12 protein-coding genes are annotated in these 12176 nt (G+C 62.5%); 7 read left to right on the top strand and 5 right to left on the bottom strand.

What is annotated here, in order from left to right:
- Positions 1 to 14: 14 nt before the first annotated feature.
- On the bottom strand, positions 15 to 770 hold the full coding sequence (locus CSC62_RS08695; protein ID WP_281353295.1) for a TetR family transcriptional regulator: 756 nt from the start codon (positions 768 to 770) through the stop codon (positions 15 to 17).
- A 141-nt stretch (positions 771 to 911) separates the two neighbouring features.
- Here CSC62_RS08695 and CSC62_RS08690 point away from each other — a divergent pair, with 141 nt between their 5' ends.
- The 5 genes from CSC62_RS08690 to CSC62_RS08670 all read left to right on the top strand — a co-directional run bounded on the left by CSC62_RS08690 (position 912) and on the right by CSC62_RS08670 (position 7810).
- Positions 912 to 2084, top strand: a complete 1173-nt coding sequence (locus CSC62_RS08690; RefSeq protein ID WP_162405787.1) for an efflux RND transporter periplasmic adaptor subunit — start codon at positions 912 to 914, stop codon at positions 2082 to 2084.
- A gap of 12 nt (positions 2085 to 2096) precedes the next feature.
- Positions 2097 to 5240 carry a multidrug efflux RND transporter permease subunit SmeE gene (gene smeE / locus CSC62_RS08685; protein ID WP_162405786.1) on the top strand — a complete coding sequence of 1048 codons (3144 nt, stop codon included), beginning with the start codon at positions 2097 to 2099 and terminating at the stop codon, positions 5238 to 5240.
- Positions 5241 to 5345: 105 nt separating this feature from the next.
- Positions 5346 to 6008: a TetR/AcrR family transcriptional regulator gene (locus tag CSC62_RS08680; protein WP_162405785.1), complete on the top strand. Its 663-nt coding sequence runs from the start codon at positions 5346 to 5348 to the stop codon at positions 6006 to 6008.
- Positions 6009 to 6100: 92 nt separating this feature from the next.
- Positions 6101 to 6661 carry an acyloxyacyl hydrolase gene (locus tag CSC62_RS08675; protein ID WP_162405784.1) on the top strand — a complete coding sequence of 187 codons (561 nt, stop codon included), beginning with the start codon at positions 6101 to 6103 and terminating at the stop codon, positions 6659 to 6661.
- Between the two features lie 399 nt (positions 6662 to 7060).
- Positions 7061 to 7810 (top strand): SDR family NAD(P)-dependent oxidoreductase, encoded by a 750-nt coding sequence (locus CSC62_RS08670; protein ID WP_162405783.1) that lies wholly within the window; start codon positions 7061 to 7063, stop codon positions 7808 to 7810.
- Positions 7811 to 8298: 488 nt separating this feature from the next.
- On the opposite strand, the gene CSC62_RS08665 is transcribed toward CSC62_RS08670, so the two are convergent.
- The 4 genes from CSC62_RS08665 to CSC62_RS08650 all read right to left on the bottom strand — a co-directional run bounded on the left by CSC62_RS08665 (position 8299) and on the right by CSC62_RS08650 (position 11040).
- Positions 8299 to 9018, bottom strand: coding sequence for an SDR family NAD(P)-dependent oxidoreductase (locus CSC62_RS08665; RefSeq protein ID WP_162405782.1), 720 nt, complete (start codon positions 9016 to 9018; stop codon positions 8299 to 8301).
- A 54-nt stretch (positions 9019 to 9072) separates the two neighbouring features.
- Entirely contained in the window at positions 9073 to 9654 is a 582-nt protein-coding gene (locus tag CSC62_RS08660; protein WP_162405781.1) for an NADPH-dependent FMN reductase, read from the bottom strand.
- Positions 9655 to 9955: 301 nt separating this feature from the next.
- Entirely contained in the window at positions 9956 to 10309 is a 354-nt protein-coding gene (locus CSC62_RS08655) for a NirD/YgiW/YdeI family stress tolerance protein (protein ID WP_162405780.1), read from the bottom strand.
- Between the two features lie 62 nt (positions 10310 to 10371).
- Positions 10372 to 11040, bottom strand: coding sequence for an OmpW/AlkL family protein (locus tag CSC62_RS08650; protein WP_162405779.1), 669 nt, complete (start codon positions 11038 to 11040; stop codon positions 10372 to 10374).
- Positions 11041 to 11199: 159 nt separating this feature from the next.
- On the opposite strand from CSC62_RS08650, the gene CSC62_RS18170 reads away from it, so the two are divergent.
- A complete protein-coding gene (locus CSC62_RS18170; protein ID WP_162405778.1) occupies positions 11200 to 11502 on the top strand; it encodes a PepSY domain-containing protein in 303 nt (100 codons plus the stop codon).
- A complete protein-coding gene (locus CSC62_RS08640; RefSeq protein ID WP_162405777.1) occupies positions 11502 to 12164 on the top strand; it encodes a response regulator transcription factor in 663 nt (220 codons plus the stop codon). The genes CSC62_RS18170 and CSC62_RS08640 overlap by 1 nt, the downstream gene beginning before the upstream one ends.
- Positions 12165 to 12176: the final 12 nt, after the last annotated feature.

Here is a 12176-nt window from a genome sequence, read left to right as displayed (position 1 = left end):
GAAGTCGAACGTGATCAATCGTCATCCTGGGTAGGCAGGGGCTGCGCTGGGGCGCCGAGCTTGAATACGCCCGGATTGACGTATGCACTGAAGACGGCGTCCAGGGCCTCCATGCCATCGCGCTTCAGGTCGAACAAGTCGGGTTCCAGCGTCGCGCTGTAGAGAACGCCCGTGATACAGGCGTGCACGATACGCGAGACGGTAGACACCTCCACGCCGTCACGAAGCTGACCCAGTTCGCGGGCGCGCCCGAATGCCAACCCGATGACATCAAGTTCTTCACGCGTGCTGTCGCGCTGGAGCTCCTGCATGGCGTGACTTTCTGCCGACATGTCGTTGCGCAGCATGAGCTCCATCATGCTACGCAACCGTTCGTCCTCGGCCAGTTCTTGGAACGACACCAACAGGGCTGAGCGCAGGTCCAGCACCGGCGTGTTGCGCCTGGAGGAGGAGGTGCGGCGCAGGCGTTGAACGAAGGGCACCCGCTCCCTGCTGATCATTGCTTCGAGTACTTCGGTCTTGTTCTTGAAGTGCCAGTAGACCGCGCCCCGCGTGTAGCCGGCGCGCGCGCCAATCATCGCCAGGGTAGTGCTGGCGACGCCGTACTCATGGAAACAGGCCTTGGCTGCGTCCAGAAGGCCCTCGCGCGTGGCCAGCGTGTCTTCTTTTGTCTTTCTTGCCATACGCGGTCCATTTTCAGGGTGCAGCACGGGGAGCGCCACTACTTTACAAACAAACATGAATGTATGTATATTGGCCTTGGTCAGCATCCGGCTGGTGCGTTCGCCCGTGCGCTATCGCCCTGGTCCGGTTTGGCCTCCGTTACCTCGTCCCATGAGTCTCGTCTGTTCGATCCCGCGAGGCCCAGCGACAGGTCTGCCTCCTTCGCTCCAACTCAAGTCCTCACTGCCATGCTCCGACACGCCCCCTCGCTGCTTGCACTGTCCCTGACCATCGCTCTGACCCTGTCCGCTTGCGGTGACGGTGCGCCTGCCGCGCCTCCGGGGGGAGGCCACGTCACGGTAGCGACACTCAAGGCTGAGCGGGTTGGCCTTACCCATGAGCTGCCTGGTCGTACCAATGCCTTCCTCATCGCGGAGGTACGCCCGCAGGTCAACGGTATCGTCGCCAAGCGGCTGTTCTCGGAAGGCGGCCAGGTCGTGGCCGGGCAGGCCCTCTACCAGTTGGATGACGCCAGCTACCGCGCGCAGGCCAACAGCGCCCGTGCGCAGTTGGCGCGCGCCGAGGCGACGCTGCACGCGGCACGCTTGAGCACTCGCCGGATCGGCGAACTGGCCAAGGTCCAGGCGGTCAGTACCCAGGACAACGAGACCGCGATCGCTACCCTCAAGCAGGCCGAAGCGGATGTAGGTGCCGCCCGCGCGTCGCTGGATGCGGCCAACGTCACGCTGGGGTATGCGCGCATCACCGCGCCCATCAGCGGGCGCGTCGGCAAGTCCACCGTGACGCAGGGTGCACTGGTCAACGCGGGCCAGGCCGAGGCGCTGGCGACCGTCCAGCAGCTGGATCCGATCTACGTGGATCTCACCCAGTCCGCCAGCGAGTTGCTGCAGATGCGGCGTGACCTCGCCAATGGACGGCTGCAGGACAACCAGGGGCTGCCGGTGACCATCCTGCTCGATGATGGTAGCGAGTTTGCGCACAAGGGCGCGCTGGAGTTCTCGGAAGTCAGCGTCGATCCGACCACGGGCAGCTACGCGTTGCGGGTGAAAGTGGCCAATCCCGAACACGTCCTGATGCCGGGCATGTACGTCCGCGCCGTGGTCGGTGGCGGTGTGCGCGACAACGCGATCTTGGTGCCGATGCAGGGTATCGCCCGCGACCCCAAGGGCAATACCAGCGCGATGGTGGTCGGCAAGGACAGCAAGATCGAAGTGCGGCCGGTCAAGGTCAGCCGGACCGTGGGCGACAAGTGGCTGGTCGAGGAAGGGCTGAGTGTCGGCGACCGCGTGGTCGTCGAAGGCCTGCAGAAGATCCAGCCGGGCATGCCCGTGGAGGCCACCGAAGCAGGGGCGGCCCCCGCCAAGCCGGCGGCTCCGGCCCCCGCTGCCGCCCAGCAGTAAGCGGAGAATTTCATGGCGCGCTACTTCATTGATCGACCCATCTTCGCGTGGGTGATCGCCATCATCATCATGCTGGCCGGCGCCCTGGCCGTGTTCCAGCTTCCCATCTCGATGTATCCGGAGGTCGCACCGCCGTCGGTCGAGATCCAGGCGACCTATCCCGGCGCTTCAGCCAAGGTCGTGGAAGACTCGGTGACGCAGATCATCGAGCAGAACATGAAGGGCCTGGACGGTCTGATCTACTTCTCGTCCAATAGTTCGGCCAACGGCATGGCCACGATCAAACTGACCTTCCAGAGCGGCACCGATCCCGACATCGCGCAGGTGCAGGTGCAGAACAAGCTGCAGTTGGCCATGCCCTTGCTGCCGCAAGTGGTGCAGCAGCAGGGTGTCAACGTCGCCAAGGCCGGCAGCGGATTCCTGCAGGTCATCGGTTTCGTGTCGAAGGATGGCAGCATGAACGCCACCGACATCGCCGACTACGTGGGGTCGAACGTCGTCGACCCACTCAGTCGCGTGTCCGGCGTGGGCAACATTCAGGTGTTCGGCGGCAAGTACGCCATGCGCATCTGGCTGGACCCCAACAAGCTGCACACCTACCAGCTGTCCGTCGATGAGGTCGCCGCCGCGATCACGGCGCAGAACGCGCAAGTGGCGATCGGTCAGCTGGGCGGCGCACCGTCGGTCAAGGGGCAGCAGCTCAACGCCACGATCAATGCACAGGATCGCCTGCAGACGCCGGAACAGTTCCGCAACATCCTGCTGCGTTCCAACGTCGACGGCAGCGAACTGCGCCTGCGCGACGTGGCGCGCGTGGAACTGGGCGCGGAAAGCTATGAGTTCTCCACCCGTTACAACGGCAAGCCTTCCACCGGCATCGCGATCACCCTGGCGACGGGCGCCAATGCGCTTGCAACGGCCGAAGGCGTCAGCGCGGCGCTGGAGGACATGAAGGCCAACTTCCCCGCCGGACTGGAGGCCGTGTTGCCCTACGACACCACCCCCTTCGTGCGCGTATCGATCAAGGGCGTGGTCAAGACCCTGGTCGAGGCGATCGTGCTGGTGTTCCTGGTGATGTACCTGTTCCTGCAGAACTTCCGTGCAACACTGATCCCGACCATCGCGGTACCGGTCGTGCTGCTGGGTACGTTCGGCGTGCTCGCCGCACTGGGTTTCTCGATCAACATGCTGACCATGTTCGCGATGGTGCTGGCGATCGGCCTGCTGGTCGACGACGCCATCGTGGTGGTGGAGAACGTCGAGCGCATCATGTCCGAGGAAGGACTGTCGCCCCGCGAGGCCACTCGCAAGTCCATGGATCAGATCACCGGCGCGCTGGTCGGCATCGGCCTGGTGCTGTCGGCGGTTTTCGTGCCCATGGCCTTCATGAGCGGGGCGACCGGCGTCATCTACCGGCAGTTCTCGGCGACCATCGTGTCGGCGATGGCGTTGTCGGTGCTGGTGGCGATCGTGCTGACGCCGGCGCTATGCGCTACGGTGCTCAAACCGCTGAAGAAGGGTGAGCACCATGTCGCGCGCGGGCCGATGGGCCGCTTCTTCGGTTGGTTCAACCGTGGGTTCGAGCGTTCGAGCGGTCATTACCAGCGCGGCGTGCGCGGCATCATCGCGCGGCCGTGGCGCTTCATGGGCATTACCGCCGTGCTGTTCGCGGTGATGGGCGTTCTCTTCATTCGCTTGCCCACCGCGTTCCTCCCCAACGAGGACCAGGGCGTGCTGATGGCGCTGGTGCAGACGCCGGTGGGTGCCACCCAGGAGCGCACGCTGGAGGCGATCGACAAGCTGGAACGCCACTTCATGGAGAACGAGGCCGATGCGATCGAATCGGTGTTCTCGGTGCATGGCTTCAGCTTCGCGGGCATGGGCCAGAACGCGGGCATGGCCTTCGTCAAGCTCAAGGACTGGAAGGAGCGCAACCCTGACCAGGGCGTCGGTCCGGTGACCGGCCGCGCGATGATGGCGCTGGGCCAGATCAAGGACGCCTTCATCTTCGCGTTCCCGCCGCCGGCGATGCCGGAACTGGGCATCGGTTCGGGCTATACCTTCTTCCTGAAGGACGCCGGCAGTCAGGGTCACGAGGCCTTGCTGGCGGCACGCAACCAGTTGCTCGGCGCGGCCGGCCAAAGCGGGCTGCTGGCGAACGTGCGCCCGAACGGCCAGGAAGACACGCCGCAGTTGCGCGTGGACGTGGACGTTGCGCGCGCCAGCGCACTCGGCTTGTCGATCGGCGCGATCAACAGCACCCTGTCGACCGCGTGGGGCAGCCGTTACATCGATGACTTCATCGATCGTGGCCGGGTCAAGCGCGTCTACCTGCAGTCGGATGCGGACTTCCGCATGGCGCCCGAGGACTTCCAGGCGTGGTCGGTGAAGAATGCCAAGGGCGAGATGGTGCCATTCAGTGCATTCGCCAGCACGCGCTGGGATTACGGTTCGCCGCGCCTGGAGCGTTACAACGGCGTGTCGGCGATGGAAATCCAGGGCGAGCCTGCCCCGGGCGTGGCGTCCGGCGATGCCATGAACGAGATCGAGCGCATCGCCAGTGCGCTGCCCCCGGGCTTCGAGATCGAGTGGACGGCGCTGTCCTACCAGGAGCGGCAGGCAGGCTCTCAAACGCCGCTGCTGTACACCTTGTCGCTGTTGATCGTGTTCCTGTGCCTGGCCGCGCTCTACGAGAGCTGGACCGTGCCGACGGCCGTGCTGTTGGTGGCGCCGCTGGGCATCCTGGGTGCGGTGCTGGCCAACACGTTCCGCGGCATGGAGCGCGACATCTACTTCCAGGTGGCCATGCTTACCACGGTGGGACTGACGTCGAAGAACGCGATCCTGATCGTGGAGTTCGCCAAGGAAAACCTTGAGAAGGGCACCGGCCTGATCGAGGCGACGATGCATGCGGTGCGCGACCGCCTGCGTCCGATCATCATGACGTCGCTGGCCTTCGGTTTGGGCGTGCTGCCGCTGGCCATCGCCTCTGGTGCCGGTTCCGGCGCACAGCAAGCCATCGGTACCGGCGTGCTTGGCGGAATGATCGTCGGCACGTTGTTGGGCGTGTTCTTCATCCCCCTGTTCTTTGTCATCGTGCAGCGCGTGTTCAAGCGTCAGACGCATGATCAGCCGGGAAGAGAGGGCGAGGCCTGATGCTCCGCGGGATGACGCCGGGTCCGGCGTCGCCGCCGGATTGCTTCGTGGACAGGCCCGCCGATTGCGGGCGGTGGACTGTGCTTAGCGGGTGGAGGGGCGAGCATGAACGACACGAGACCCAGCGAAGGTCGCCGTCGCGGAAACTACAGGGATCGGGGGACGTCGGCGGCAGTGCTTGAAGCGGCGTGCCGCCAGTTCACCCGCCTTGGTTTCGATGGCGCGAGCGTCGACCAAATCGCGTCGGTCGCGGGCGTGACCAAGGCAACGGTCTACGCGAAGTTCGGATGCAAGCATGACTTGTACGTGGCGGCGATAGCGCATCTCCTGCGCGAGTTTCCTTCATCGAAGGATCTGGTGCCCACGTCCACTCTGGGTGCGGAAGCGCAGTTGAACGCCATCGCAACCCGGCTGCTGGGCCTTGCGCTGCAGCCGCAGACGCGAGGCTTCTATCGCATGTTGATCGTGCCGATGCCTTCCGCCCCGCATGCGGGGCGGACCTTTTGGGAAGAGATCGTCCTGCCCTACCGCAACGTCATTTGCCAGGTGTTGAGCGAGGCCGACCGGAAAGGCGAGTTGCATGTTCCGGCGCCGGAAGAAAGCGCGTCGCAGTTCCTCGGCCTCGTCTTGGGCGGGCCGACGCTAAGCGTGTTGCTGAGCGCGTCGCTGCCCATGTCGGCGGACGCGCAGCTGATCCATGCCGCGATGATATCCCGTCTCTTCGCCAAGGGGCATGCGCCGGAACGACAGCCAATCCGTACCTCATGAAAGTAGTTGTCACGGCGCACTTCGGCTATCGGGTGCGACGGAAAGCGATACGTCGTTCCGCACTGTAAGTACTCCGAGAAATGGAACTGAACATGACCATGATCCGCCCCCATCGCGCCTCGACTCACTCAATGGCGCGCGTGTTCCTCGGCGTGCTGGCCTTATGTCTGGGAAGCGTCGCCATGGCAGAAGAGCCCGCGACGGCAGTCTTCTCGCAGATCGGCTACTCGGAAGGAAGCAATGCGCTATCCCTCGGGTTACACAAGGATTGGAACTGGAGCAAGACCTTCAACAGTGGCCGACTGTCAGGCCAGTGGCAGGTCGAGGTGGGACGATGGATGACGAAGCGCGAGGACAGCACCGTTGTTGGCCTGACACCAGCTTTCAGATTCCATCCGGCCGCGTGGGGCGATCGCTGGTTCGTCGATTTCGGAACCGGTGCAAACGCTATCTTTCCCAAGTACCACCCAGAGAAGAAGCGCTTCAGCACGACCTTCAACTTCGGCACCCATGCTGGGATAGGACGCCACATAGGGGTGGACGGGACAAGCGAGCTGACGTTGCGTATCGCGCATTACTCCAACGCACGCATTGAAAGACCCAACCCCGGCGAGAACTTTCTGCAAGTGCGCTATGCAAAACGTTGGAACTAGATTTGCCCGCAGTTCATAGCTCCATTCAAGGGCATCGGCAGGAACAGCCAAGTTCCCGCAATGAGCCGGGCTCCAGATGAGCGCCGGCGTAGTGAGGGGCTTGCCACGCGCCATCTGTTTCGTCTTGGGTGCGCGATGGTCGGTCTGCTCCATCAGCTTCTCGAGCTCCGAGATGCGGAGCTCGCGTCTCTCTGTGCTCCTGCCGGAGGTGGGCATGAAGTAGTACGTGATGGGCAAGTCGCGCAGATGCGGTACGTCCGAGCCGAGTACGGACACGGAATCCTGTATTGCGAGCAGCGTTCTTGCATGATCGGTCCGCTGTTTTTCGCTTGACGAGAGCAGGGTGACCAGGCCACTCCCTCGAGAACACTTCAACAACCACTGAAAGGCAGGTGTGCAATGGATAGGTTCAAGGACAAAGTAGTCGTCGTCACCGGAGCGTCGAGAGGCATGGGAAGGGCCCACGTCCAGGAGTTTGTGAGAGAAGGTGCTTTCGTATTCTTCACGGATATTTCCGAGGACGAAGGCAAGCAGTTGGAGATCGAACTGGACGGCAGGGCTCGGTTCGTCAGGCAGGACGTGACCAAAGAAGAAGACTGGAAGAGCCTAGTCGCGCTGATCGATGAGGCCTACGGAAGGCTGGACGTCTTGGTCAACAACGCAGGCGTCGCCATCCAGCAGCCTATCGGCAAGATGAGCCTGGAGACCTACATGAAAGTGGTCGACATCAACCAGGTCTCCGTCTTCTTGGGACTCACGCACACGTTCGAGTTGCTGAAGAGAGGAAGAAGCCCTTCAGTGGTCAACATTGCCTCCATCGCGGGCATCAAGACCTCGAAAGGCGGCGTTGCTTACTCGGCGTCGAAGTTCGCAGTAAGGGGCATGACCGAACTGGCGGCACAGGAATGGGCGCCGCTGGGCATCAGGGTCAACTCCATCTGTCCGGGCGCTGTAGAAACGCCCATGACGATGCAAGACGACGTCAAGGAGCTGATGGCGGCCCTCAAGCAGACCATTCCGCTGGGACGCATTGCAAAGCCCATCGAAATTACAAAGGCCGTCATGTTCCTGGCATCAGAGGACAGTTCGTACGCCACCGGAGCGCATCTGGTCATGGACGGCGGCGCCATCATCAAATTTGGCGAATAGGATCGAGGCGGCAGTGCGTGGGTGGGGCGATCGCAACAAGCCCCACCGCCACCACGGACAATGCATTGGGCTCTATTCTGGTCAATGCCCGCTCTCGGGAAAGCGGGGATCAGGGCATCTTCGTTCTACCCACGCTGCATGCTGTCAAAGCTGCTGCTACGACTTGTCACGAAGCAAATTGTGGCCCGACCTTCAGAGGCGTAGGTCCTATCGTTGCTGCGGGTGCTGGGGCGAGGATGTGTCGTCAACCCTGGAACCCAGGGCTAGCCTGCGGCGCACCACCCAGTCCCCTACATCCCAGCGTTGATCCTTCCCCGCCCCAGAATTGACGGCGCAGCCGCTTGCCAGTCAGCACGTTGCCTTCGACACAAGAACGCGGCGATTTCCAACGCGCGATCGGTCTTCCTGGAGCAAGGCAATGACGCGAGCAGCCGACCGCCCTCAGGCGGCCGACGGCTCGTCATGATCTCAAGAGTGGCCTTTCTCGATCAGGTCGCCGGATAGCTGGCTTCGACGCGTGAGGGATCCCTCAGAGCGTCGTCTAGCAGGGCGGCAAGATGATCGGGATCAACCACGGGGAAGGCCATGTCATCCGGCAGGCCAGTCTTGCCACCTGCAGCTAACATGCCTTGATGATAGGCGCTGTTCTGAACAATCGCGGTAATCGTTACGAAGCCGACGCCAATGTTCTCCGAAACGAGCTCACGTTGGAGCGACTGGAGATAATTCCTGGCCGCCGACATCGCCGGCCCTATGCCGCTCATGAACGCAAAGCCAGACTGAGCGGACCCTCCAAAGGCTGAAAGAATGACGCCTTCGCCTCGGGCACGAAATTCGGGCAGGACCGCACTGACAACATTCAGAAGGCCGTAAAAATACAGGTCAATCAACGGCTGGAGGATCTTTGGAGTCAACTGGTTTGCGGGCGTGAAGGAGTCCAGCCCATTTGGGGCGTAATAGATAGCGTCGATCCGTCCAAATTTTCCACGGATTGCCGAAATGGCGTCTTCGACGGCGCCGGACTCCGACACGTCTGCAATGAATGTATCGGTTTCGATGCCGTCGGAGCTGAAAGAATCGGCGAGAGACCGTAGCTTGTCGGCGTTGCGTGCCACCAGCGCGACGGCGTAACCATTCCGGCCGTACTGTCGCGCCACAGACGCAGCAAGACCGGTGCCGGCCCCGAAGATTGCGATGACTTTGGTCATGTGATTACTGTTCCAGCAAGAACATCATGTGGAATCTGGGCTTCAGGCGGTGATTCAGCGTGCTGCCATCGTTGCTTTCGCCCACCAAGCGAGTTCATCGAGTGCCGCAGTCGCGGACGCGGTCAAATTTGCCTCGATGGTTTCGATTGGCTGATTCCCCATGAAGGGATGGATCGAGAAGAAGTCGCCGCCGCCGATATGGACAGCTGACTTGGTCGAGACCATCTGCAGCTCGATACCAATGCCGCGCAAGTGCTCCAGAGCTCGTGCTCCACCCGTACCGCCATAGGCAATGGCAGTGAATGGCTTGCGAACCCATTCGTTGTAGGCCTGATCAAGCGCATTCTTGAGTACGCCGGTGATCGAGTGATTGTATTCAGCGACGACAAAGATATAGCCATCGTACTGGCCTACCTTCTGCTGCCAACGGATCGCTTCCGGGTTCTGGCTGGGCACGTAGAGGTTGGATGAGACCTCATCGAAGAAGGGCAAGGGGTGGTCACGGAGGTCAATTAGTTCCACGTCCATATCATCCCGAGCTTGTGCTTGCTTCAACATCCATTGGGCTGGCGTGTCGGCAAAGCGGCTGGGCCGGGTCGAGCCGATAATAAGAGCGATGCGAGGTTTAGCTGCCACGGGTGTCCTCATGCTTGCTGGAAATTTCAAGCAAGCAGACTGCCTCTGGTGACTGGCTTCGGCAAGAAGGCACCCTGACGATACCAGGTGACCTGGAGGGAACCGCATCGGCGCCGCTCAAGGCCCTCGACTGATGAATGATGGTCATTGCCACATAGAAGGCAGCAGCGCGCAGCCCTCGCAAGCGGGCGGGCAAGCGGGCAGCTGGGTCGATGCAAGTGCATTCATCTCTCTGTTCGAAGGCCGACGTCAGGCATGCGACGTCGGCCTCCGGCTAGCAGTAGGTGCAGATACGGGATTGCTACATCTTCCGGATACGGTCCACGTCGATCTCGATCGACGTCCAGTCCTTGTCCACTTCGCCTTCCAGCTCGACCTCATCCTTGGGACCCACGGTCTGGCCCATCCACAGGTCCGCATCAATGTCGACGTGGATGCTGCCCGTTGCGTCGGCGAAGATGTAACGGTCGCCACCCAGGTGCTGACGAATCGTGCCGCGCAAGCGCACATGGACGTCGTCGCCGGACTCTTTCGCGTCGGCAACGCGCGTCACCGCGACGCCCGGGCCTGTATAACCGCCAGTGTTGACCTGCCACGCGTGGGCACTGCCGCCCATGGCGACCATCAAGGCAATAGCTGCGAGCTTGTATTTCATGGAGCTTCTCCAGAAGGTACGAAGGGGAGCGCGCCGCCGGGGCGGCGCGCGATGCAACACACTCAGAAGCGCATGCCGACACTCGCGCCGTAGATGACGGCATCCATGTCGCTGTCTGCCAACGGCTGTCCGCCGACCTTGGACTCGCTGCTCCAGCGCAGATAGCGAACATCGCCACGAACGAACCAGCGCTGCCCCAGTGCCACGTCCACACCCGCTGATGCCGCCAGTCCATTTCCACTTTCTATCGTCAAGCCCGCGTAGCTGGGTAGTGCTGCGTTGCTACGCACGTCGCTGATTTCGGTATGGTGGTATCCCAGCCCGACGAAGGGCGTGATTCGCGCACCGACAATCTGGGCGGCGTCGACAAAGTGGTACTGGGCACTCAGTGCGATCGGACGCGTCTTGTAGCTGGCGACACCGATGTCCGGGCCGTTCTCTACATCGATCTCCACGTCGCCGTCGGCACCGCTGGCGCCCCACAGCTCCAGCGCGACGTTGCGCGTGAGATACCAGGTCAGACCCAGTGATGCGCTGCTGCCGTCATCGCTGGTCTCCACATCCGTCCCCGGCGGGTAGGCATTCCCCAGTTGGACGGGCACGGGATTGTCGCCACCGAGTTGATGGGCGGAGTAGCCCAGCGTGGCAGCGAAGCGCTGCTCGGGTCCATCGGCCGCCATAGCCGCCTGGGACAGGGAGAAGAGTGCAACGGTAAGCAACAATGGTTTCACTAGGTACGTCCTTGGGGGAGGAATGCCCGTTGGGCTGATGCATTGCAATCTCCTCCCCGCTCCTAATCGCCGGGTGATGCGCGTTGTTAGGTACCGTTTAGGCGGAAGCGATATCACTGGCCATTGCTATTGGCCATAATTCCGAGCCCCTGCAACGTCATGATCACCGTGCTTGCCGCCACCCCGTTGCTCTTCCTTGCCTTGGCCTCGCCGGGGACCCAGCAGGACCCTACATCCGCATCCCAGCAGTCTGAGGTGCGCGAAGCTGTGAGTGAACGGCGCTATGTCCCGCTCGAGCAGGTCATGGCCGATGCCATGCGGCGCTACCCAGGGAAACTGGTGGAGGTCGAGCTCGAGGACGACGAGTACGAGATCGAGATCCTCGGCCCGGATGGCGTGGTGATGGAACTGGAGTACGACGCCGTGACTGGTCGCCTGCTCAAGATCGAAGTCGATGACTGATGCGCATCCTGCTAGCCGAAGATGACGTGACCCTTGCGGGCCGCATCCGCATGACGCTGGAGGAGGCTGGCTTCCTTGTACGCCACTGCACGGACGGCACCGATGCGGAGGAGGCGGCCCATATCGAGGACTTCGAGGCGGCGGTGCTCGACCTGGGCCTGCCCGGCCTGGATGGTCTGAGCGTACTGGAGCGGTGGCGCAAGGCCGGGAAATCCCTGCCGGTGCTGGTGCTGACGGCGCGTTCGCGCTGGCATGACAAGCTGGCCGGCTTTGACGCCGGAGCCGATGACTTCCTCACCAAGCCCTTTCACGCCGACGAGCTGGTGCTCCGCCTGCGCGCACTGATCCGGCGCAGTGCGGGGCATGCGCACCCTTGCCTCACGTGCGGTCCCCTCCGGTTGGACACCAATGCCAGCCGGATCGAGCTCAACGGCAGCCCCCTGCGGCTGACAGCGCAGGAGTTCCGGATCCTGAGCTACTTCATGCATCACGCCGACAAGGTGATCAGCAGGTCGCAACTGGGCGAGCATGTCTATGAAGCGGGCTTCGACCCGGACTCCAATACGCTGGACGTGTTGATCGGCCGACTCCGCCGCAAGCTAGGCGTCGACCTGATCCACACGCTGCGTGGGCTCGGCTACCGGCTTTCGGAAACTCCGTGACCGGCCCCGGTT

Origin of the sequence: Pseudoxanthomonas jiangsuensis (assembly GCF_010093185.1) — a bacterium.
Taxonomy (GTDB): Bacteria; Pseudomonadota; Gammaproteobacteria; order Xanthomonadales; family Xanthomonadaceae; genus Pseudoxanthomonas; species Pseudoxanthomonas jiangsuensis.
The sequence above is the reverse complement of the archived record's forward strand: the minus strand, read 5'-3'. Positions and strand labels throughout refer to the sequence as shown.

What these genes read in the sequence shown, in the direction of transcription:
- CSC62_RS08670 (WP_162405783.1), top strand. Translation starts at nt 7,061, where the DNA reads ATGGATAGGTTCAAGGACAAAGTAGTCGTCGTCACCGGAGCGTCGAGA.
- CSC62_RS08695 (WP_281353295.1), bottom strand. Translation starts at nt 770, where the DNA reads ATGCTGACCAAGGCCAATATACATACATTCATGTTTGTTTGTAAAGTA.
- CSC62_RS08680 (WP_162405785.1), top strand. Translation starts at nt 5,346, where the DNA reads ATGAACGACACGAGACCCAGCGAAGGTCGCCGTCGCGGAAACTACAGG.
- CSC62_RS08655 (WP_162405780.1), bottom strand. Translation starts at nt 10,309, where the DNA reads ATGAAATACAAGCTCGCAGCTATTGCCTTGATGGTCGCCATGGGCGGC.
- CSC62_RS08665 (WP_162405782.1), bottom strand. Translation starts at nt 9,018, where the DNA reads ATGACCAAAGTCATCGCAATCTTCGGGGCCGGCACCGGTCTTGCTGCG.
- CSC62_RS08675 (WP_162405784.1), top strand. Translation starts at nt 6,101, where the DNA reads ATGACCATGATCCGCCCCCATCGCGCCTCGACTCACTCAATGGCGCGC.
- CSC62_RS08640 (WP_162405777.1), top strand. Translation starts at nt 11,502, where the DNA reads ATGCGCATCCTGCTAGCCGAAGATGACGTGACCCTTGCGGGCCGCATC.
- smeE (WP_162405786.1), top strand. Translation starts at nt 2,097, where the DNA reads ATGGCGCGCTACTTCATTGATCGACCCATCTTCGCGTGGGTGATCGCC.
- CSC62_RS18170 (WP_162405778.1), top strand. Translation starts at nt 11,200, where the DNA reads ATGATCACCGTGCTTGCCGCCACCCCGTTGCTCTTCCTTGCCTTGGCC.
- CSC62_RS08690 (WP_162405787.1), top strand. Translation starts at nt 912, where the DNA reads ATGCTCCGACACGCCCCCTCGCTGCTTGCACTGTCCCTGACCATCGCT.